Here is a 22,359-nt window from a genome sequence, read left to right on the forward strand (position 1 = left end):
TTGTATCTAAAAATAGTGAGATTTTCAATACAAGTAAGCCTTTACTTATAAAAAATGATATAATGGTAAAAAGATTGAAAGGTAACCGATTATGAAAAAAAGATGGCTGTTGGCTTTGGTATTTACTTATTTATTATTTATACCGAGCCTGGTTTTTGCAGTAGACTTTGATATCTTATCCTATCAGGGTGATTTGAATATTCATGCAGATAATACTGCAATTTTTAAGGAAACAATTACCTACCGCTTTGGAGATGATTATAATGGTCAGTTAGTTGGGCTAGGGAAAGCTGGGAAAATGCCAGAAGGATTTGACATTGATCCCGATCCGACCGTTCAGGTCTCTAAAAATGGAAGAATTGTTCAAAATGCTTCCTTCTATACTATGGAGGAAGAGGACGGCTACAAGGTAAAAATTTACAATGCTGGCTATGCCGGGGATACTGTTCGGGTAACGGTTACCTGGAAATTAACAAATCTTCTCTTCTTATATGAGGATATCGCAGAGCTAAATTGGCAACCCTTGACAGATAGTACTGGAGACATCAAAGAGATTGAGTTTAAGGTCAGCTCTGATACTCCAGCAGAGAAACTCTATTTTCATGCAGGCCAACTCCTAAGGGACTCTAGTGTTGAAAAAGTAAATAATCTCTATCATGTCAAAATGAAAGACCTTCCTAGAAAGAGTCAAATCGAATTACATGCTTACTGGCCTAGAAGTGCTTTTGCAGGAGCTCCGGATCAAGGATTAGAGGAAGAACGTTTAACCGATTTTAACCGGATTGAAAGCAATATAGCAACAGGAAAAGCGCAAAGTGAGATAATGATGAAATGGGGGTTCCCCGTCATTTTTATGAGCCTCTTACTTTTAGTTCCTCTCTTCTATAGGAAGTTTCGTCAGAGTACAAGCATTAAAAAGGTCTTTCCAAAAGATCATCGACTCTACGAACCACCGATGAATTTGCCTCCAATGGTTTTAGCAGAAGCAGTGTATTCAACTTCCTTAGAGGAAGTCAATCCCCTAAACAAATCAGGGTTTGGTAAATTTACTTTTGAACGTTTGATTCAGGCAACCTTGTTGGATTTAGTAGATCGAGGCCATTTATCTATTTTCCAAGGTGATGAGGAACCTTATGTGCGCATTATCAGTGAAAAGGGTTTGTCCAATTTTGAGAAAGAATGTCTGCGCATGACCTTGTCAAATAAGAAAGAATTGGCTATTTCAGAGCTCTTCCCTGATTACCAAGTTTCATCTTCTCTTTACCGTGGTGCCAAAGAGTCAGATGAAAAACATATCCGAGAAACAGGATCGCGCCTCAAACGCTCCTTTGAAGGAAGACTTCAACGCATTCAGTCTTGTGTCAAGGATAAGGTCCATGTACTTCGTATCCCAAGCTACTATCGTCCCTTGACAAGCGAGGAACGCCGCCTTGCTCTCGGGATGCGAGTTTGTTCAGCCATAACAGCTCTAGGTGGACTGCTATTCTTTTACTATAGCTGGCAAACACATGGTTTCTTTTCGATCCCATTTCTACTCTTAGGATTGACAGGATTAGGGGCTAGTTTCTGGGTTTACCTTGCCACGCGAGGAGCCTATCGCGATGGAGTTCTAACAGAGGAAGGAGCGGAGATTTTCTATCTCTGGACGAGTTTTGAAAATATGCTTCGCGACATCGCTCATCTGGATCAGGCCGAGCTAGAGAGCATCGTCCTTTGGAACCGTCTATTGGTCTATGCGACTCTCTTTGGTTATGCCAAGAAGGTGAGCAAGTTAATGAAAGGCCGTCATATTCAGCTTGAAAATCCAGATTTGAATCTTTATGTAGCCTATGGTTGGCACTCACAGTTCTACACCTCAACTGCACAAATCAAGCAATATACTGCTGTCGCAAATACAGCTAGCAATTACTCTGTATCTTCTGGAAGTGGAAGTTCAGGTGGAGGATTTTCAGGAGGCGGAGGCGGTGGTAGCATCGGCGCCTTCTAAAAAATCTATCGCAACATCTGAAATTATGCTATAATAGAGGACAGAAAAAGGAGTAATGTATGTATTTTATTGAAATTTTGAAGTCAATCTTTTTTGGGATTGTTGAAGGAATTACAGAATGGTTGCCCGTTTCAAGTACTGGCCACTTGATTTTAGCTATAGATTTAGTTCCGTATAAAGATCAAAATGAAGCTTTCATATCCATGTTTAAGGTAGTCATCCAGCTTGGTGCCATTTTAGCAGTTATGGTCATTTACTTTAATAAGCTCAATCCCTTCAAACCTGGTAAAACCAAGGTCGAAGTTCGTAGAACTTGGCAATTGTGGTCAAAAGTCTTCGTTGCAACCTTGCCTTTGCTATTGGTTTTTAAATTAGATGATTGGTTTGATGCCAAATTCCATAACATGGTTTCAGTTGCGATTATGTTGATTATCTATGGTGTTGCCTTTATCTATCTTGAAAAACGAAATAAGGCGCAAGCCATTGAACCAACAGTGACAGAGCTAGACAAGTTGCCATATAAAACAGCCCTTTACATTGGGCTCTTCCAAGTCCTCGCCCTCTTCCCGGGAACGAGCCGTTCAGGTGCGACGATTGTTGGTGGTTTGTTAAATGGAACGAGCCGCTCTGTCGTAACAGAGTTTACCTTCTATCTCGGGATCCCTGTCATGTTCGGAGCCAGCGCTTTAAAGATTTTCAAATTTATTAAAGCAGGTCAACTCTTGAGTTTTGGACAACTGTTCTTGCTCTTGGTTGCTATGGGTGTTGCCTTTGCAGTCAGCATGGTTGCTATTCGTTTCTTGACCAGCTATGTGAAGAAGCACGACTTTACACTCTTTGGTAAATATCGTATCGTACTCGGTAGTGTCTTGCTGCTCTATAGTTTTGTGCGTTTGTTTGTATAAGAAAAAAGCTTGAGGGAATTTTCCTTTAAGCTTTTTAAAATCCTGTCACCGTAATTCCTAGTAAACGGATACCTTTTTCTTTTTCAGCTAGTTCTTCGTAGAGTTGAAGGGCAGTTTGAGAAATCTGACTAGCGTCCTGTGTTGCTTGTGGGAGACTTTTTCGTCTAGTCAGAGTGGAGAAATCAGCATATCGTATTTTTAGGATAATGATTTTTCCAGCTTTGTCCTGCTTGCTGAGATTGTGAGCTACCTTTTCGGAGAGTAAAGTCAGCTCTTTTTTGATGTCTTCTTCTACTTGTAGGATCTTTCCGTAGGTTTTTTCCTTGCCAATGGACTTACGAATGCGATCAGACTTGACCGGTGAGTTATGAATGCCCCTAGCCTTTCGATAAAGGTCATAACCGAGTCTGCCGAACCGATCGATTAAAGTGACTTCAGAAACGTCCAATAAGTCTGCACCAGTATAAATGCCCATTTCATGAAGACGTTCAACTGTTTTTTTGCCCACACCATGAAATTTAGCAATGTCCATTTGTTTGAGGAAGTCTTGGGCTTGATCTGGGAGAATCACTGTCAAACCATGTGGTTTTTGATAGTCACTAGCCATTTTAGCTAAGAATTTGTTATAGGAAACACCTGCAGAAGCAGTCAGGTGTAGCTCCTGCCAGATATCTTGTTGGATGAGGCGGGCTATTTTGACTGCAGACTTGATACCGAGTTTATTTTCCGTCACATCTAAGTATGCCTCGTCGATACTCATAGGTTCAATCAAATCAGTGTAGCGTTTAAAAATAGCACGAATCTCAAGTCCCACAGTCTTATACTTTTCATAATTTCCAGAGATAAAGACAGCTTGGGGACAGCGCTCATAAGCTTCTTTAGAGCTCATGGCTGAATGAACACCAAAAGCTCGTGCCTCATAGCTACAGGTAGAAACGACACCACGCCCACCTGTTTGTCTGGGATCGCTTCCGATAATGACAGGTTTGCCCTTTAACTTGGGATTATCTCTGATTTCCACCGCAGCAAAAAAGGCATCCATGTCGATATGGATGATTTTTCTGGACAGATCATTTATCAATGGAAATATGAGCATTCCAATCCCTTTCTGGTGTCATTTTCTATTTATTATACCCTTTTTTCTGAAAAAATGGGAAAGTTCAACCTGACTTTCAAAAATATAATACAGATAAGAGCAAAAAAGAGACTGTATTATAAAAGAAAGCGTCTAAAATGCCGATTTTCTCTTGTTGAAATCGGTTACTGTATGGTATACTTGTCTCAAGAATGTAACAGATGACTGTTACTAGAAAAAAGAGGACATTAACATGGTTGTTAAGACAGTTGTTGAAGCACAAGATATTTTTGATAAAGCTTGGGAAGGCTTCAAAGGCGTAGATTGGAAAGAAAAAGCAAGTATTTCTCGCTTCGTTCAAGCTAACTACACACCTTACGATGGAGATGAAAGTTTCCTTGCTGGACCAACAGAACGTTCACTTCACATCAAAAAGATTGTAGAAGAAACTAAGGCTCACTACGAAGAAACTCGTTTCCCAATGGACACTCGTCCAACATCTATTGCTGATATTCCTGCTGGATTTATCGACAAAGAAAATGAAGTTATCTTCGGTATCCAAAACGATGAGCTCTTCAAATTGAACTTCATGCCAAAAGGTGGTATCCGTATGGCTGAAACTACTTTGAAAGAAAATGGATACGAACCAGATCCAGCTGTTCACGAAATCTTCACTAAATACGTAACAACAGTTAACGACGGTATCTTCCGTGCCTATACTTCAAATATCCGTCGCGCTCGTCACGCTCACACTGTAACTGGTCTTCCAGATGCCTACTCACGTGGACGTATCATCGGTGTTTACGCACGTCTTGCTCTTTACGGTGCAGACTACTTGATGCAAGAAAAAGTAAACGACTGGAATGCGATCAAAGAAATTGATGAAGAAACAATCCGTCTTCGTGAAGAAGTAAACCTTCAATACCAAGCATTGCAACAAGTTGTTCGCTTGGGTGACCTTTACGGAGTTGATGTCCGCAAACCAGCGATGAACACGAAAGAAGCAATCCAATGGGTTAACATCGCCTTCATGGCTGTCTGCCGTGTTATCAATGGTGCTGCTACATCTCTAGGACGTGTGCCAATCGTATTGGATATCTTTGCAGAACGTGACCTTGCTCGTGGTACATTTACTGAATCAGAAATCCAAGAGTTCGTTGATGATTTCGTTATGAAACTTCGTACAGTTAAATTTGCTCGTACAAAAGCTTATGACCAATTGTACTCAGGTGACCCAACATTCATCACAACTTCTATGGCTGGTATGGGTAACGACGGTCGTCACCGTGTTACTAAGATGGACTACCGTTTCTTGAACACTCTTGACAACATCGGTAACTCTCCAGAGCCAAACTTGACAGTTCTTTGGACTGACAAATTGCCATACAACTTCCGTCGCTACTGTATGCACATGAGCCACAAACACTCTTCAATCCAATACGAAGGTGTAACAACAATGGCTAAAGACGGATACGGAGAAATGAGCTGTATCTCATGCTGTGTGTCACCACTTGACCCAGAAAACGAAGATCAACGCCACAACATCCAGTACTTCGGTGCTCGTGTAAACGTTTTGAAAGCTCTTCTTACTGGTTTGAACGGTGGTTACGACGATGTTCACAAAGACTACAAGGTATTTGACATCGATCCTATCCGTGACGAAGTTCTTGAATTCGAATCAGTTAAAGCCAACTTCGAAAAATCTCTTGACTGGTTGACTGACACTTACGTAGACGCTTTGAACATCATCCACTACATGACTGACAAGTACAACTACGAAGCTGTTCAAATGGCCTTCTTGCCAACTAAACAACGTGCTAACATGGGATTCGGTATCTGTGGATTTGCTAACACTGTTGATACATTGTCAGCTATCAAATACGCTACAGTTAAACCAATCCGTGACGAAAATGGATACATCTACGATTACGAAACAATCGGTGAATACCCACGTTGGGGTGAAGATGACCCACGTTCAAACGAATTGGCAGAATGGTTGATCGAAGCTTACACAACTCGTCTACGTAGCCACAAACTTTACAAAGATGCAGAAGCTACAGTATCACTATTGACAATCACATCTAACGTTGCTTACTCTAAACAAACTGGTAACTCACCAGTCCACAAAGGTGTATACCTCAACGAAGATGGTTCTGTGAACTTGTCTAAACTTGAATTCTTCTCACCAGGTGCGAACCCATCTAACAAAGCTAAAGGTGGATGGTTGCAAAACTTGAACTCACTTGCTAGCCTTGACTTTGGTTACGCAGCTGACGGTATCTCATTGACAACTCAAGTTTCTCCACGTGCTCTTGGTAAGACTCGTGACGAACAAGTTGATAACTTGGTAACAATCCTTGATGGTTACTTCGAAAACGGTGGACAACACGTTAACTTGAACGTTATGGACTTGAACGATGTTTACGAAAAGATCATGTCGGGTGAAGACGTTATCGTACGTATCTCTGGATACTGTGTAAACACTAAATACCTCACTCCAGAACAAAAAACTGAATTGACACAACGTGTCTTCCACGAAGTTCTTTCAATGGATGACGCATTGAGCTAAGATTCAATTAGAATGAAAAGAAAGCTAGTCTATAGGACTGGCTTTTTTGTGTACTTACATTATCTATTCAAGATTTCAAAAAATTTTAAAAAAATAGTCAAATTTGGTCAAAAAACTATTGACTTTTACTGACCAATGTGATATAGTAGGAACATAAGGAAAATGAATTCCTTAGAAAACTTCATTTTCAATGATTCTATTTCTTGAAAATGTATGATAGATACCCTAGAAAGGGGTGGGGCCTATGTTAAATCTAACAGATTTTGAAAAGAAGATGATAAAAGGCTTATTTAAGAAAGAAAAACCAGAAATTATACGTAGAGTAGCGAGTTAGCTAGTCTAAAATTTTTAAAACGAAGGTCAAAGATAGTCAATATCAGAGATTGCATATAATTAAGAATAAACGAGGTAAAGAATATGAACAACAACTTTAATAACTTTAACAACATGGATGATTTATTTAACCAATTGATGGGAGGTATGCGAGGATACAGTTCTGAAAACCGTCGCTACTTGATTAATGGACGTGAAGTGACACCTGAGGAATTTGCTCACTATCGTGCAACTGGTCAATTGCCAGGAAATGCAGAATCTGATGCGCAAATGCAACAACACGCTTCAGGTATGAAACAAGACGGTGTCCTTGCTAAACTAGGTCGTAACTTGACAGCGGAAGCTCGTGAGGGCAAGTTGGATCCTGTTATCGGACGAAACAAGGAAATTCAAGAAACATCTGAAATCCTCTCACGTCGTACGAAAAATAATCCTGTTCTGGTCGGAGATGCAGGTGTTGGTAAGACAGCTGTTGTCGAAGGCTTGGCACAAGCTATTGTGAATGGAGATGTTCCAGCTGCCATCAAGAATAAGGAAATTATTTCTATTGATATCTCAGGTCTTGAGGCTGGTACTCAATACCGTGGTAGCTTTGAAGAAAACGTTCAAAACCTAGTCAACGAGGTGAAAGAAGCAGGAAATATTATCCTCTTCTTTGATGAAATCCACCAAATCCTTGGCGCTGGCTCAATCGGAGGTGAAAGTGGTTCTAAAGGTCTTGCGGATATTCTCAAACCAGCTCTCTCTCGTGGTGAATTGACCGTTATTGGAGCGACAACTCAAGACGAATACCGTAACACCATCTTGAAAAATGCAGCTCTTGCTCGTCGTTTCAACGAAGTCAAGGTCAATGCTCCTTCAGCAGAGGATACCTTTAAAATCCTTCAAGGGATTCGTGATCTTTATCAACAACACCACAATGTTATCTTGCCAGATGAAGTCTTAAAAGCAGCAGTGGATTATTCGATTCAATACATTCCTCAACGCAGCTTGCCAGATAAGGCTATCGACCTTGTCGATGTAACGGCAGCTCACTTGGCAGCTCAACATCCTGTAACAGATGTGCATGCTGTTGAACGGGAGATTGAGGCAGAAAAAGACAAGCAAGAAAAAGCAGTTGAGGCAGAAGACTTTGAAGCAGCTCTCAATGCTAAAACACGTATTGCAGAATTAGAGAAAAAAGTTGCAAACCACACAGAAGACATGAAAGTGACTGCAAGCATCAACGATGTGGCTGAGTCTGTAGAGCGAATGACAGGTATCCCAGTGTCACAAATGGGAGCATCAGACATCGAACGTTTGAAAGATATGGCTCATCGCTTGGAACACAAGGTAATCGGCCAAGACAAGGCAGTAGAAGCAGTGGCTCGTGCTATCCGTCGTAACCGCGCTGGTTTTGATGAAGGCAATCGCCCAATCGGTAGCTTCCTCTTTGTAGGGCCTACTGGAGTTGGTAAGACGGAGCTTGCTAAGCAATTGGCATTGGATATGTTTGGTACCAAGGATGCGATTATCCGCTTGGATATGTCTGAATACAGTGACCGCACAGCCGTATCTAAATTGATCGGTACAACAGCAGGTTATGTGGGTTATGATGACAATAGCAATACCTTGACAGAACGTGTTCGTCGCAATCCTTACTCTATCATTCTCTTGGACGAAATTGAAAAGGCTGATCCTCAAGTAATCACCCTTCTCCTCCAAGTCTTGGATGACGGTCGTTTGACTGATGGTCAAGGAAATACAGTGAACTTCAAGAACACGGTCATTATCGCGACATCAAATGCTGGATTTGGTTATGAAGCCAACTTGACAGAAGATGCTGACAAACCAGAATTGATGGATCGTTTGAAACCCTTCTTCCGCCCAGAGTTCCTTAACCGCTTTAACGCAGTTATCGAATTCTCACACTTGAATAAGGAAGACCTTTCTAAGATTGTGGACTTGATGTTGGCGGAAGTCAACCAAACCTTGGCTAAGAAAGACATTGATTTGGAAGTCAGCCAAGCAGCTAAAGACTTTATCACAGAAGAAGGTTATGACGAAGTTATGGGTGTTCGCCCTCTCCGTCGCGTGGTGGAGCAACAAATTCGTGATAAGGTAACAGATTTCCACTTGGATCACCTAGATGCCAAACATCTAGAAGCAGATATGGAAGATGGTGTCTTGGTCATTCGTGAAAAAGCCTAACTCAAGATTTTGAGAATAAAAAAAGAAGGAACTAGCTAAAAGCTGGTTCCTTTTGTGTTTAGATGACATGGCGTTCAAAGGCATCATCTGAGATTCCTTGTTCCAAGATGAGTTTCGCCCATTCTTTAGCAGAAAAGAGGCTGTGATCCTTGTAGTTTCCGCAAGATTCTATGGTTGTTCCAGGGACATCTTCCCAAGTAGTAGTCTCAGCGATTTCCTTGAGCGAATCCTTGATAACAGCTGCAATTTCGGCGCTAGTATGGCGTCCCCACATAATCATGTGAAAACCTGTACGGCAGCCAAACGGCGAACAGTCAATCATCCCGTCAATTCGGGTACGGATGAGTTTGGCTAAGAGGTGCTCAATGGTGTGAAGGCCAGCGGTAGGAATAGAGTCCTCATTTGGCTGTACCAAGCGAATATCAAAGTTGGAGATGACATCTCCCTTTGGCCCTGTTTCTTCCCCAATCAAGCGAACATAGGGTGCTTTAACAATGGTGTGGTCAAGTTCAAAACTTTCAACAATAACTTCTTTTGACATGGTAGTTCCTTTCAGTTTTCTTTTTTCATTATAACATAAAGCTGGCTCTTGAGATAGAGAGAAAACCTCTCCAAGAAAGGAGAGGTTTGAGTTTTTATTTGCGATACAAGCGATCGTATTGGTAGTAAGGATCAAAGGTTACGTTGATACCTAGCTTGCGAAGGACATTCTTGTCTTCATCGGTCAAGATGATGGTTGAGTGGGCTTCGCTTCCTTTGAGATTACCAAGTTCTTCCATGGCACGCGCAGCGTCAGGATTTTCCATAGCGGTGATAGCGAGAGCAATCAAAATTTCATTTGAGTGGAGGCGAGGATTGCGGCTACCTAGATGATTGATTTTAAGACCTTGAATTGGTTTGACGACTTCAGGCTCGATTAATTTTACTTCCTTAGCGATGTCAGCTGATTTTTTGATAGCATTGATCAAGGCAGCAGCTGTAGGACCAAAGAGTTCAGAGTTTTTACCAGTCACGATTTCCCCATTTGGCAATTCAAGTGCTAGGGCAGGGCCACCAGTTTCTTCTGCTTTTTGGCGTGCAGCGACAGCAACCTTACGGTCTGCAGGTGTGATGCCGAGGTCGTTCATGAGAAGTTCAATCTTCTTGACAGCAGTTTCTCCGACTTTTTCAGCTTTAAAATCAAGAACAGTCTGGTAGTAGCGACGGATGATTTCTTGTTTAGAAGCTTCGATAGCAGCCTGATTATCTGTAATAGCGAAACCAACCATGTTGACACCCATGTCTGTTGGAGAAGCGTATGGAGATTCACCGAGAATGCGTTCCAACATACGTTTGAGCACTGGGAAAATTTCGATATCACGGTTGTAATTGACAGTGGTTTCTCCGTAGGTTTGGAGATGGAAAGGGTCAATCATATTGACATCGTCAAGGTCTGCGGTGGCAGCCTCATAGGCCAAGTTGACTGGATGATGAAGGGGCAGGTTCCAGACTGGGAAGGTTTCAAACTTAGCGTAACCAGACTTGATGCCATTGAGTTGGTCATGGTACATATTGGACATACAAGTTGCCAATTTTCCAGAACCAGGTCCAGGAGCTGTCACGACGATCAAGTTACGACTGGTTTTGATGTAGTCGTTTTTCCCCATACCTTCTGGAGAAATGATGTGATCCATATCCGTCGGGTATCCTTTGATTGGATAATGAAGATAAGAATCAATCCCGTTTTTATCTAACTGGTTGCGGAAGGCATCTGCAGTGGGTTGTCCAGCGTATTGTGTGATGACAACCGAACCAACAAAAATTCCCAGCTCATTGAATTTGTCAATCAAACGAAGAACTTCTTGGTCATAAGAAATGCCCAAGTCACCACGTGCTTTGGAATGCTCAATGTTGCTGGCGTTAATGGCGATCACAACCTCAACTTGCTCTTTCAATTCTTGCAAGAGCTTGATTTTATTGTCAGGCTCATAACCAGGAAGGACTCGAGCAGCGTGGAAATCTTCCAACATTTTGCCACCAAACTCCAAGTAGAGCTTGCCGTCAAATTGGTTAATGCGCTCCAAAATGTGGTCGCGCTGTAGATTCAAATATTGTTCAGAACTAAAAGCTTGTTTTTTCATTTTTTTACCTCTGACCTCTATTATAATAAAAAATTGGAAGATAGGAAACTACAGAGTCAAAAAAGAAATCAAAAAGATTAGGCAAACGCTTGCACAAAGTTTTAAAAAGCGCTATCATAGACTATGGATTATTAAAATAATGAGGTAAGAAGATGCAAGAAAAATGGTGGCACAATGCCGTAGTCTATCAAGTCTATCCCAAGAGTTTTATGGACAGCAACGGAGATGGGATTGGTGATTTGCCAGGAATTACAAGTAAGTTGGACTATCTAGCTAAGTTAGGAATCACAGCGATTTGGCTTTCTCCTGTTTATGACAGTCCGATGGATGATAATGGCTATGATATTGCTGATTATCAAGCGATTGCAGCTATTTTCGGAACCATGGAGGATATGGACCAACTCATCGCAGAAGCTAAGAAGCGTGATATTCGAATTATCATGGACTTAGTGGTCAATCATACCTCGGATGAACACGCCTGGTTTGTCGAGGCTTGTGAGAATCCTGATAGCCCTGAGCGTGACTACTATATCTGGCGAGATGAGCCCAATGATTTGGAGTCTATCTTTAGTGGATCTGCTTGGGAATACGATGAAAAGTCAGGGCAATATTATCTCCACTTTTTCAGTAAGAAACAGCCTGATCTCAACTGGGAGAATGAAAAACTGCGCCAGAAAATTTATGAGATGATGAACTTCTGGATTGATAAAGGCATTGGTGGTTTCCGTATGGATGTCATTGACATGATTGGGAAAATTCCTGACGAGAAGGTAGTCAATAATGGTCCCATGCTCCATCCCTATCTCAAGGAAATGAACCAAGCCACCTTTGGAGATAAGAATCTCTTGACAGTAGGGGAAACATGGGGGGCAACGCCAGAGATTGCTAAGCTCTACTCGGATCCAAAGGGACAAGAATTGTCTATGGTCTTCCAGTTTGAGCACATCTGTCTTCAGTATCAGGAAGGGCAACCTAAGTGGCATTACCAAAAAGAGTTAAATGTAGGGAAGTTAAAAGAGATTTTTAACAAATGGCAGACAGAGTTAGGAGTTGAGGATGGCTGGAATTCCCTCTTCTGGAACAACCATGATCTTCCTCGTATCGTCTCTATCTGGGGAAATGACCAAGAATACCGTGAAAAATCTGCCAAAGCCTTTGCAATCTTGCTTCATCTTATGAGAGGGACACCTTATATTTATCAGGGTGAAGAGATTGGAATGACCAACTATCCGTTTGAAACACTGGATCAAGTAGAAGATATTGAATCCCTCAACTATGCGCGTGAAGCTCTTGAAAAAGGCGTTCCGATAGAAGAAATCATGGACAGTATCCGTGTCATTGGTCGTGACAATGCCCGTACTCCAATGCAGTGGGATGAGAGCAAAAACGCTGGTTTCTCAACAGGTCAACCTTGGTTGGCAGTTAATCCAAACTACGAAGAAATCAACGTTCAAGAAGCACTGGCAAATCCAGATTCTATTTTCTATACCTATCAAAAACTCGTTCAAATCCGTAAGGAGAATCGCTGGTTGATTCGAGCTGATTTTGAATTGCTTGATACGGCTGATAAGGTTTTTGCTTATATCCGTAAGGACGGTGAGCGCCGTTTCCTAGTTGTGGCTAACTTGTCCAATGAAAAACAAGATTTTTCGGTAGGAGGAAAAGTCAAATCAATCTTGATTGAAAACACTACTGCTAAAGAAGCAGTTGAAAAACAAACCTTGGCTCCATGGGATGCTTTCTGTGTGGAACTAACGGATTAAAATAAGTGAACCTCAAGCCTTTGATGCTTGGGGTTCTTTTGCTGAAAAATATGTAGAAAAGACTTTAAAAAATATTTGTTAGAATTTTCTAAAAAATCTGGCGAAAGTCCTTGCTTTTATGAAAAAATAGGGTATAATGGTGAAAACACTATCTTTAAGGAGATTACTTATGAAATCGAAAAAGTGGCTCTTAGGAGCAGGTGCTGTTTTGAGTGCAGCCCTACTGTTAACTGCTTGTGGGCAAAGTGAAAAGAAAGCGGATGCTCCCAAAACATTCTCTTATGTCTACGCTATGGATCCATCTTCTTTGGACTATAGTGTGACGAGCAAGAGCTCAACCTCTGACGTTATAGCAAACGTTGTTGATGGTCTTTTGGAAAATGATAAGTATGGGAACTTAATTCCATCACTTGCAGAAGACTGGTCTGTTTCAAAGGATGGTTTGACTTACACCTACAAACTTCGTAAGGGTGTAAAATGGTATACTTCTGATGGAGAAGAATACGCTGAAGTTAAAGCTAAAGACTTTGTTACTGGGCTTAAACATGCTGCTGACGGAAAATCAGATGGTCTTTCTTTGATTCAAGATTCTATCAAAGGTTTGGCAGAGTATGTTAGTGGTGAGAGCAATGATTTCTCTACCGTAGGAGTTAAGGCTGTTGATGATTACACGGTAGAATACACGCTCAACAAACCAGAAAGTTTCTGGAACTCTAAGGTCACAACTGCAACCATGCTCCCAGTTAATGAAGAATTTTTGAATTCTAAAGGGAGCGACTACGGTGCACCAACCCCATCAGGTATCCTATATAATGGTCCTTATTTCTTGAAATCATTGACTTCAAAATCAGTCATTGAATATGAAAAGAATCCAAACTACTGGGATAAGGATAATGTCAAGATTGACAATGTCAAATTAACTTTCTACGATGGATCAGACCAAGAATCCTTGATTCGTAGCTTTACACAAGGTGCCTATACAACAGCTCGTCTCTTCCCGACAAGTTCAAATTTTGAGTCAACTAAACAAGAGTACGGAGATAAGATTGTTTACAGTCCACAAGAAGCGACAAGCTACTACCTCACTGTTAACGTAAACCGCCAATCTTATAATAAAACAGCCAAAACAGACGAGGCTCAAAAAACTTCAACGAAAGAAGCTCTTCTCAACAAGAACTTCCGTCAGGCGCTGAACTTTGCTCTTGACCGTCATTCTTATACTGCTCAGTTGAATGGTGAAGAAGGTGCGAACAAGATTATCCGTAACAGCCTAGTGCCTCATGACTACGTTCAAGTGGGTGAAAAAACCTTTGGAGAGTTGGCACAGGCAGAGCTCGTTTCATATGGAGACCAGTGGAAAGATGTAGCCCTTACAGATGGCAAGGATACGATTTACAGTCCTGAAAAAGCTAAGGCAGCCTTTGCTAAAGCCAAGGAAGAATTGCAAGCCAAGGGTGTTACCTTCCCAATCCATTTGGATATCCCCGTTGAACAAACAGATGTAATCGCGGTTCAACAAACTAACTCACTCAAGCAGTCTATCGAATCATCACTTGGTACTGAAAATGTCATTGTTGATGTCCTTCAAATGACCGATAATGAGAAAATGAGCATTACATCTCAAGCCAAGGTTCCATCCCAAAAAGACTATGACTTGAACGGAACTGGTTGGGGACCAGACTATCAAGACCCAGCTACCTACCTCAACATTCTTGATGCTAAGAAGGGTTCTGCCCTTAAACACTTGGGGATCAAGCGCGGAAATGATCCAGAAGTGATGGCTCAAGTTGGACTGGACGAATACAAGAAACTCTTGGATGATGCTGCAGCTGAAACCAGCGACCTTAACAAGCGTTATGAAAAATATGCTAAAGCTCAAGCTTGGGTATCGGATAGTTCACTTTTAATCCCAGTTGCTTCTTCAGGTGGTTCTCCAACGGTTAGCCGTACTGTACCATTTACAAAAGCTTACTCTCAAGTCGGGATCAAGGGAGACCCATTTGTGTTCAAAGGTTTGGAGTTGCAAAATGACGTTGTGACTGCAAAAGAATACGAAGAAGCCTTCAAGAAATGGCAACAAGAAAAAATCGAGACAAATGCCAAATACCAAAAAGAACTTGAAAAACACGTCAAGTAATCTATAAATAGAAAAGGAAGTTACAGGAAACTGTGCTTCCTTTTTTTGTTTTGAGACACCAGTTGTCATAAAAGCAGTAACTTTACATTTTTGAATAAATTTGATAAAATGTGGTTATGTTATAAAAAGTGACATAAAGGAGTGAATGATGATCAAAATGAAAAAAAGACTAATCGGGACAGGTCTTGTCTTAGCGACAGGGATTTTGCTCTCGGCATGTGGACAGTCCAACACAGATACTAGCACTTATTCATCAACATTTAGTGCAAATCCAACAACTTTTAACTATCTTCTAGATTATTATGCGGATAACACTGCCGTTATTACCAATCTCGTAGATGGTTTGTTAGAAAATGACAGCTATGGGAACCTCGTACCTGCTCTTGCGGAGGATTGGTCTGTTTCATCAGATGGTTTGACCTATACTTACAAGCTTAGAAAAGATGCCAAGTGGTATACGGCTGATGGTGAGGAATATGCTTCAGTTAAAGCTCAGGATTTTGTCACTGGAATCAAATATGCCGCTGACAACAAGGGGCAAGCCATGGATCTGATCCAAAATTCAATCAAGGGATTGAATGACTATGTGACGGGTGTGACTAATGATTTTTCAACTGTTGGTGTCAAAGCCTTGGATGATTACACAGTCGAGTACACTTTGACTCGACCAGAACCGTATTGGAATTCAAAGACAACCAATAGTATTCTTTTCCCAGTCAACGAAGAGTTCTTGAAATCAAAGGATAAAGATTTTGGTACCTTGACACCAGACAGTATCCTTTATAATGGTCCCTATCTGTTAAAAGATTTTACATCAAAATCTTCGATCGAATATGTGAAGAATCCACACTATTATGACCATGACAAAGTAACCATTGAAAAAGTTAAGTTAGCTTACTTTGATGGGTCAGATCAGGAGATGACCATTCGAAACTTTGAAAGTGGTGCTTACTCGATTGCAGGAGTCTATCCAAATAGTTCGAACTATGCTAAGACAAAAGAAAAATACCAAGACAATATCGTTTATAGCTTGCAAGACAAGACATCTTGGTACTTTAACTTTAACGTCAACCGCAAAACCTATAATCATACCGCTAAAACAACGGACGAACAAAAGAAATCAACTCAAACAGCTATCTTAAATAAAAATTTCCGTCAGGCTATCAACTTTGGTATTGATCGAACAGCCTACTCTGCTCAATCTAACGGTGAAGAAGCAGCGAGCAAAACCCTTCGTAATACTCTGGTTCCCCCAACATTTGTTCAGGTGGGAGATAAGACCTTTGGAGAAGTAACAGCTTCTAAGCTTGTGAACTACGGAACTGATTGGTCAGATATCAATTTGGCAGATGCTCAAGATGCCTACTTTAACAAGGAAAAGGCCCAAGCAAAATTTGCGGAAGCTAAAAAGGAATTAGAAGCCCAAGGCGTGACTTTCCCAATCCATTTGGATGTCCCTGTTGATCAGACGAATAAAAATGCGGTTTCTGGTATGAACTCGGTTAAACAAACCCTTGAAACAGTACTAGGTTCTGACAATATCGTCATTGATGTTCAACAGCTTTCTACAGATGACTTTGGAAATGTTGCTTTCCTAGCACCAAATCCAGCAGCTCGTGACTACGACCTAAACTTTGATGGTTGGGTTGGTGATTACCAGGATCCATCAACTTATCTAGATCCCTTCAATGCTGAAACTGGCTTCTATCTCAAGATTTTTGGTCTTGATGCCAAGGAAGACCAAGAGCTTATTAAGAGTTTGGGACTCGATACCTATACACAACTCTTGAAAGAAGCAGATGCTGAGAACAAAGATGTCGCTAAGCGTTATGAAAAATACGCTGAAGCGCAAGCTTGGATGATTGACAATTCTCTAGTCATGTCTGCTATGTCAAATGGTGGTACAGCCTCTGTAACCAAAGTAACTCCGTTTACACGTGCCTACTCCCTAGTGGGAATCAAGGGTGACGGAAATAATTATAAGTACATGAGATTGCAAAAAGACCCTGTTACCAAGAAACAATTTGATGAAGCCAAGGCTAAGTGGGAAGCAGAAAGTAAAAAAACTATCGAAAAGAGCCAAAAAGAGTTTGAAAACCACGTAAAATAAGATGAGAACAAGGTTTCCTATTCAGGAGCCTTGTTTTTGTATCCGTTAAACTAAAAACGAGTAAATGACCTAAATTTTTTTGGAAAAAAGGTATAAATAAAAACGCTTAACTATAATGAATGAATGGCATTTATTGTTGGTTTATGATATAATGGTTTTAATTATGAAGGTTTAGGAGATTATTATGAGTAGACGCTCAAAGAGAGCTCGTTTAGGGAATGCGAAGCGAAATATTAATATATTCTTATTAGCCATTTATTTTTTATTGAGTGGTTTTTTGTTGTTCTTGATTTTTAAACATAATATCCTGGCCTTTAGATATCTCAATATTCTGGCTACGATTTTAATTCTAATTTCTATTGTAATTGCAACTCTACTGATAGTTTATAAAAAAGCCGAGAAATTCACGGTTTTCTTTTTGACGCTTGCTGTACTAGTCAGTTCTGTCTCACTCTTTGCACTTCATCAGTTTGTAGGGTTGACCAATCACATCAATGCGACATCAAACTATTCAGAGTATTCGATGAGTGTGGTCGTTTTGAAAGATAGTGAAATCAATAATGTGACCCAGTTGGATAGTGTAACAGGTCCGACTGAAACAGATAATGATAATATCCAAAAGTTGGTGGCGGATATTAAGACGACACAGAGTAAAGACTTGACAGTTGAACAGAGTACTTCTTATCTAGCAGCTTATAAGAGTCTGCTTTCTGGCGAAACGAAAGCAATTGTCTTAAATAGTGTTTTTGAAAACATCATCGAAGCAGAGTATCCAGATTATGCTTCGAAAATTAAAAAAATCTATACAAAAAAACTAACCAAGGATGTTGCGGCACCAAAGGTATCTAAAAATCAGACATTTAACATTTATGTCAGTGGAATTGATACCTATGGACCGATTAGTTCAGTATCTCGTTCTGATGTGAATATTCTAATGACTGTGAATCGAGATACCAAGAAAATTCTTCTGACTACAACGCCTCGAGATTCCTATGTTCCGATTGCGGATGGAGGAAACAATCAAAAGGATAAATTGACCCACGCTGGAATCTATGGAGTGGACTCGTCAATTCATACTTTGGAAAACTTATACGGGGTTGATATCAATTACTATGTTCGTTTGAACTTTACCTCTTTCTTGAAGTTGATTGACCTTTTAGGTGGCGTTGATGTCTATAATGATCAGGATTTCACTTCTTTGCATGGTAAGTACCATTTTCCTGTAGGAAATGTTCATCTAGATTCGGAACAGGCCCTTGGCTTTGTCCGCGAACGCTACTCTTTAGCAGATGGAGACCGTGACCGTGGTCGGAACCAGCAAAAGGTCATTGTTGCTATTATTCAGAAGTTGACGTCAACTGAGGCTTTAAAAAACTACGATAACATCATCAAAGGATTACAAGACTCTTTGCAAACCAATATGCCGCTAGAAACCATGATGGATTTGGTCAATACCCAGCTGGATAGTGGTGGTAAGTATAAGGTTAATTCTCAAGACTTGAAAGGAACGGGTAGAACAGATCTTCCATCCTATGCTATGCCAGATAGTAACCTCTACATGATGGAAATTGACGATAGTAGTTTAGCTGCTGCTAAAGCTGCTATCAATGATGTGATGGAGGGCAAGTAGCATGATAGATATCCATTCGCACATCGTTTTTGATGTGGATGATGGTCCAAAGTCAATAGAGGAGAGTAAAAAACTACTTAGAGAGGCGTATAGTCAAGGAGTGAGAACAATTGTTTCCACTTCGCATAGACGAAAAGGGATGTTCGAAACTCCTGAAGAAAAAATCGCAACCAATTTTCTGAAGGTGCGAGAAATGGCTAAGGAAGTTGCGGATGACTTAATCATTGCCTATGGAGCAGAAATCTACTATACGCCAGATGTTGTTGAGAAGTTAGAAAAGAAATTAATCCCAACCCTTAACGATAGTCGCTATGCTTTGATTGAGTTTAGTATGAATACAGCCTATCGAGATATGCATAAGGGATTGAGTGATATTCTAATGTTAGGTATTACACCCGTCATTGCCCACATTGAACGTTACGATGCTTTAGAAAACAATGAAAAGCGCGTGCGAGAACTGATTGATATGGGATGTTATACTCAGGTTAATAGTTCTCATGTTTTGAAACCAAAACTCTTTGGAGAAACCTATAAATTTATGAAAAAGAGAGCGCAGTATTTCTTGGAACGAGATCTGGTTCACGTGATAGCAAGTGATATGCACAACTTAGATGGTAGACCTCCTCATATGGAGGAAGCCTATGATATCATTGCCAAAAAATACAGTGAAGATAAGGCTAAGGAACTTTTTAAGGATAATCCCCGAAAAATAATAATGGATCAATTGATTTAGGAGAAAAAATGAAAGAACAAAATATGATGGAAATCGATGTATTTCACTTGCTTAAAATCCTTTGGAAACGAAAATTTTTAATTGCTTTGGTGGCATTCGTGACAGGGACAGTAGCATTTGCCTACAGTAGTTTTATTGTGAAGCCGGAGTTTACGAGTACGACCCGAATTTATGTGGTCAATCGTAATCAGGGAGATAAGCCTGGCTTGACTAACCAAGACTTGCAAGCAGGATCTTACTTGGTAAAAGACTATCGTGAAATCATTCTCTCGCAAGACGTTTTAGAGAAGGTTGCGACTGATTTGAAACTAGAACTCCCTCCAAAAGGTCTTGCTAGTAAAATTAAAGTGACAGTTCCTGTTGATACACGTATTGTCTCTATCTCTGTTACTGATCGCGTACCAGAAGAAGCAAGTCGGATTGCCAACTCTTTGAGAGAGGTTGCTGCTCAAAAAATCATCAGTGTAACGCGAGTTTCAGATGTGACGACACTTGAAGAAGCACGCCCTGCAACATCGCCATCTTCACCAAATATTCGTCGCAATACCCTGGTTGGATTCCTTGCGGGAGCGGTTGTAATGGTTGTCACAGTTCTCCTAGTTGAGCTCTTGGATACACGAGTTAAACGCCCAGAAGATATTGAGGACGTGATGCAAATTGCACTATTGGGAGTAGTTCCAAATTTGGATAAATTGAAATAGGAGAGAAACATGCCAACGTTAGAGATTGCACATAAAAAACTGGAACAGGCAAGAAAAGCAGAAGAGTACTATAATGCGCTTCGCACCAATATTCAACTGAGTGGGAATAACTTAAAAGTAATTGCAATTACATCTGTAAAGCCTGGTGAAGGGAAATCAACAACTTCTACTAATATTGCTTGGGCTTTCGCGCGTGCGGGATATAAGACACTGTTAATCGATGCGGATATCCGTAATTCTGTCATGTCGGGTGTTTTTAAATCACGTGAAAAGATTACAGGGTTAACAGAATATTTATCAGGGACAACAGACTTATCGCAAGGTTTATGCGAAACAAATGTTGAAAATTTATTTGTTATCCAGGCAGGTTCTGTATCCCCAAACCCTACAGCTCTGCTACAAAGTGAAAATTTTGCAACTATGATTGATACTCTGCATAAATATTTTGATTATATCATTGTTGATACCGCACCAATAGGAGTTGTTATTGATGCTGCAATCATCACTCAGAAATGTGATGCTTCTGTTTTGGTGACTGCGGCTGGTGAAACAAATCGTCGCGATGTACAAAAAGCTAAAGAACAACTCGAACAAACAAGCAAACCATTTCTAGGAGTAGTTCTAAATAAATTTAATACTTCAGTCGAAAAATATGGCTCCTATGGAGCATATGGAAACTATGGGAATTATGGCAAAAAATAATAAATAGCCTAGGGAAGATATTATGGAAGAAAAGGGATTGAAGATTTCTTTGGCAGTATTCCAGAGTTTTCTTGTCATTATTTTAGCTTACTTACTCAGTTTTGTTAAAGAAACAGAGATTGTATACACTTCAATGGTTATCCTATACATTCTCCATTATCTTGTCTTTTATATTAGTGATTATGGACAAGATTTTTTCAAAAGAGGGTACTTGGCTGAGTTTATCAAAATAGCGAAGTATATTATTTTCTTTGCATTGGCAATAAGTATTTCTAATTTTTTCTTAAAGGAACGCTTTAGTATTTCAAGACGAGGAATGATCTACTTTTTAACAATGCATTCCGTGTTACTATATCTATTGAATCTATGTATTAAACGCTATTGGAAACTTCTATTACCAAATTTTAAAGGGAGAAAAAAAGTTTTCTTGATTACGGCTACGTCTAGAGTAGAGAGGGTAATAGACAAACTGTTAGAATCAAGTGATTTTTTATGGGAATTAGAAGCTGTTAGTGTTCTAGATCAGCCTAATTTTCAACATGAGCACTTAAAAGTAGTACCAGTTGAAGATGTTTTAAATTTTGCAACTCATGAAGTTGTTGATGAGGTTTTTATCAATCTGCCTAGTGAGGAGTATAATATTGAAGATTATATCTCTCTTTTTGAAACAATGGGAATAGATGTGACAGTTAACCTAAATGCTTTTAACGACTATTTGGGTAGTGATAAAAAAATTCGTAAAATGGCAGGTTTGAATGTTGTAACCTTTTCAACAAAATTTTACAAGCCTAGTCATGTAGTTGCCAAACGAATTGTAGATATTTGCGGAGCTATTGTTGGACTTGTCCTGTTTGCTGTAGTTGGTTTAGTATTGGTACCACTGATTCGAAGAGATGGTGGGTCGGCCATTTTTTCTCAAACGCGTATTGGAAAAAATGGTCGTCGCTTTACTTTTTATAAGTTTCGTTCTATGCGTGTAGATGCGGAAGAGATTAAACAACAGCTGATGAATCAGAATACGATGCAGGGGGGGATGTTCAAAATGGATAATGACCCACGTGTTACACCAATTGGACGGTTCATTCGTAAGACAAGTTTGGATGAGTTGCCACAGTTTTGGAATGTACTAATTGGGGATATGAGTTTAGTAGGGACTCGTCCTCCAACTATTGATGAGTATGAAAAGTATACGCCAGAACAGAAACGTCGTCTCAGTTTTAAGCCTGGGATTACTGGTTTATGGCAGGTTAGTGGACGAAGTGAAATCAAAAATTTCGATGAAGTTGTCAAATTAGATGTAGCTTACATTGATGACTGGACAATCTGGAAAGATATTGAAATATTGTTAAAGACCGTTAAAGTGGTCTTTATGAGGGAAGGGGCGAAGTAATTTCTGCCCTTCAG

General features: G+C 40.2%; 15 protein-coding genes. 12 read left to right on the plus strand and 3 right to left on the minus strand.

Features of this window, described 5'->3' with window-relative positions; all coding sequences use genetic code 11:
- Positions 1 to 91 precede the first annotated feature (91 nt).
- Complete coding sequence (locus B7723_RS07775; protein WP_084849948.1) at positions 92 to 1,987, plus strand: DUF2207 domain-containing protein; 1,896 nt, start codon at positions 92 to 94, stop codon at positions 1,985 to 1,987.
- 59 nt (positions 1,988 to 2,046) lie between these two features.
- The gene (locus tag B7723_RS07780; protein ID WP_084849947.1) at positions 2,047 to 2,892 is read left to right on the plus strand and encodes an undecaprenyl-diphosphate phosphatase; all 846 of its coding nucleotides are present in this window, start codon (positions 2,047 to 2,049) and stop codon (positions 2,890 to 2,892) included.
- 34 nt (positions 2,893 to 2,926) lie between these two features.
- Here the strand turns inward: B7723_RS07780 and dinB are convergent, their stop codons facing one another.
- Entirely contained in the window at positions 2,927 to 3,988 is a 1,062-nt protein-coding gene (gene dinB / locus B7723_RS07785) for a DNA polymerase IV (RefSeq protein ID WP_084849946.1), read from the minus strand.
- Between the two features lie 232 nt (positions 3,989 to 4,220).
- On the opposite strand from dinB, the gene pflB reads away from it, so the two are divergent.
- Positions 4,221 to 6,536 (plus strand): formate C-acetyltransferase, encoded by a 2,316-nt coding sequence (gene pflB / locus B7723_RS07790; RefSeq protein WP_000260621.1) that lies wholly within the window; start codon positions 4,221 to 4,223, stop codon positions 6,534 to 6,536.
- A 417-nt stretch (positions 6,537 to 6,953) separates the two neighbouring features.
- Positions 6,954 to 9,059 (plus strand): ATP-dependent Clp protease ATP-binding subunit, encoded by a 2,106-nt coding sequence (locus B7723_RS07795; protein WP_084849945.1) that lies wholly within the window; start codon positions 6,954 to 6,956, stop codon positions 9,057 to 9,059.
- A 58-nt stretch (positions 9,060 to 9,117) separates the two neighbouring features.
- Here B7723_RS07795 and B7723_RS07800 read toward each other — a convergent pair whose 3' ends face one another.
- Together B7723_RS07800 and B7723_RS07805 are read right to left on the minus strand one after the other, a co-directional pair.
- Positions 9,118 to 9,600: an S-ribosylhomocysteine lyase gene (locus B7723_RS07800; RefSeq protein WP_000032557.1), complete on the minus strand. Its 483-nt coding sequence runs from the start codon at positions 9,598 to 9,600 to the stop codon at positions 9,118 to 9,120.
- 94 nt (positions 9,601 to 9,694) lie between these two features.
- Positions 9,695 to 11,179, minus strand: a complete 1,485-nt coding sequence (locus B7723_RS07805) for a DUF1846 domain-containing protein (RefSeq protein ID WP_084849944.1) — start codon at positions 11,177 to 11,179, stop codon at positions 9,695 to 9,697.
- Between the two features lie 152 nt (positions 11,180 to 11,331).
- Between B7723_RS07805 and B7723_RS07810 the strand changes: the two genes are divergently transcribed.
- The 8 genes from B7723_RS07810 (at position 11,332) to B7723_RS07845 (ending at position 22,345) form a co-directional block, all read left to right on the plus strand.
- Positions 11,332 to 12,942: a glycoside hydrolase family 13 protein gene (locus B7723_RS07810; protein ID WP_084849943.1), complete on the plus strand. Its 1,611-nt coding sequence runs from the start codon at positions 11,332 to 11,334 to the stop codon at positions 12,940 to 12,942.
- Positions 12,943 to 13,111: 169 nt separating this feature from the next.
- Positions 13,112 to 15,079: a peptide ABC transporter substrate-binding protein gene (locus tag B7723_RS07815; protein WP_084849942.1), complete on the plus strand. Its 1,968-nt coding sequence runs from the start codon at positions 13,112 to 13,114 to the stop codon at positions 15,077 to 15,079.
- A gap of 148 nt (positions 15,080 to 15,227) precedes the next feature.
- Positions 15,228 to 17,189 carry a peptide ABC transporter substrate-binding protein gene (locus B7723_RS07820; protein WP_084849941.1) on the plus strand — a complete coding sequence of 654 codons (1,962 nt, stop codon included), beginning with the start codon at positions 15,228 to 15,230 and terminating at the stop codon, positions 17,187 to 17,189.
- Between the two features lie 184 nt (positions 17,190 to 17,373).
- Complete coding sequence (cpsA, locus tag B7723_RS07825) at positions 17,374 to 18,819, plus strand: LCP family glycopolymer transferase CpsA (RefSeq protein WP_000091218.1); 1,446 nt, start codon at positions 17,374 to 17,376, stop codon at positions 18,817 to 18,819.
- Between the two features lies 1 nt (position 18,820).
- Positions 18,821 to 19,552: a capsular polysaccharide biosynthesis protein Cps4B gene (cps4B, locus tag B7723_RS07830; protein ID WP_049479875.1), complete on the plus strand. Its 732-nt coding sequence runs from the start codon at positions 18,821 to 18,823 to the stop codon at positions 19,550 to 19,552.
- Between the two features lie 8 nt (positions 19,553 to 19,560).
- A complete protein-coding gene (gene cpsC, locus B7723_RS07835) occupies positions 19,561 to 20,253 on the plus strand; it encodes a capsular polysaccharide biosynthesis protein CpsC (protein ID WP_084849940.1) in 693 nt (230 codons plus the stop codon).
- 9 nt (positions 20,254 to 20,262) lie between these two features.
- Positions 20,263 to 20,955 (plus strand): tyrosine-protein kinase, encoded by a 693-nt coding sequence (locus B7723_RS07840; RefSeq protein ID WP_007520659.1) that lies wholly within the window; start codon positions 20,263 to 20,265, stop codon positions 20,953 to 20,955.
- Positions 20,956 to 20,977: 22 nt separating this feature from the next.
- Positions 20,978 to 22,345 carry a sugar transferase gene (locus B7723_RS07845; protein ID WP_084849939.1) on the plus strand — a complete coding sequence of 456 codons (1,368 nt, stop codon included), beginning with the start codon at positions 20,978 to 20,980 and terminating at the stop codon, positions 22,343 to 22,345.
- Positions 22,346 to 22,359: the final 14 nt, after the last annotated feature.

It is taken from the genome of Streptococcus oralis subsp. oralis (genome assembly GCF_002096435.1).
Taxonomy (GTDB): domain Bacteria; phylum Bacillota; class Bacilli; order Lactobacillales; family Streptococcaceae; genus Streptococcus; species Streptococcus oralis_AA.

What these genes read in the sequence shown, in the direction of transcription:
- cpsA (WP_000091218.1), top strand. Translation starts at nt 17,374, where the DNA reads ATGAGTAGACGCTCAAAGAGAGCTCGTTTAGGGAATGCGAAGCGAAAT.
- cpsC (WP_084849940.1), top strand. Translation starts at nt 19,561, where the DNA reads ATGAAAGAACAAAATATGATGGAAATCGATGTATTTCACTTGCTTAAA.
- B7723_RS07840 (WP_007520659.1), top strand. Translation starts at nt 20,263, where the DNA reads ATGCCAACGTTAGAGATTGCACATAAAAAACTGGAACAGGCAAGAAAA.
- B7723_RS07810 (WP_084849943.1), top strand. Translation starts at nt 11,332, where the DNA reads ATGCAAGAAAAATGGTGGCACAATGCCGTAGTCTATCAAGTCTATCCC.
- B7723_RS07780 (WP_084849947.1), top strand. Translation starts at nt 2,047, where the DNA reads ATGTATTTTATTGAAATTTTGAAGTCAATCTTTTTTGGGATTGTTGAA.
- B7723_RS07775 (WP_084849948.1), top strand. Translation starts at nt 92, where the DNA reads ATGAAAAAAAGATGGCTGTTGGCTTTGGTATTTACTTATTTATTATTT.
- dinB (WP_084849946.1), bottom strand. Translation starts at nt 3,988, where the DNA reads ATGCTCATATTTCCATTGATAAATGATCTGTCCAGAAAAATCATCCAT.
- pflB (WP_000260621.1), top strand. Translation starts at nt 4,221, where the DNA reads ATGGTTGTTAAGACAGTTGTTGAAGCACAAGATATTTTTGATAAAGCT.
- B7723_RS07800 (WP_000032557.1), bottom strand. Translation starts at nt 9,600, where the DNA reads ATGTCAAAAGAAGTTATTGTTGAAAGTTTTGAACTTGACCACACCATT.
- cps4B (WP_049479875.1), top strand. Translation starts at nt 18,821, where the DNA reads ATGATAGATATCCATTCGCACATCGTTTTTGATGTGGATGATGGTCCA.
- B7723_RS07795 (WP_084849945.1), top strand. Translation starts at nt 6,954, where the DNA reads ATGAACAACAACTTTAATAACTTTAACAACATGGATGATTTATTTAAC.
- B7723_RS07815 (WP_084849942.1), top strand. Translation starts at nt 13,112, where the DNA reads ATGAAATCGAAAAAGTGGCTCTTAGGAGCAGGTGCTGTTTTGAGTGCA.
- B7723_RS07845 (WP_084849939.1), top strand. Translation starts at nt 20,978, where the DNA reads ATGGAAGAAAAGGGATTGAAGATTTCTTTGGCAGTATTCCAGAGTTTT.
- B7723_RS07805 (WP_084849944.1), bottom strand. Translation starts at nt 11,179, where the DNA reads ATGAAAAAACAAGCTTTTAGTTCTGAACAATATTTGAATCTACAGCGC.
- B7723_RS07820 (WP_084849941.1), top strand. Translation starts at nt 15,228, where the DNA reads ATGATCAAAATGAAAAAAAGACTAATCGGGACAGGTCTTGTCTTAGCG.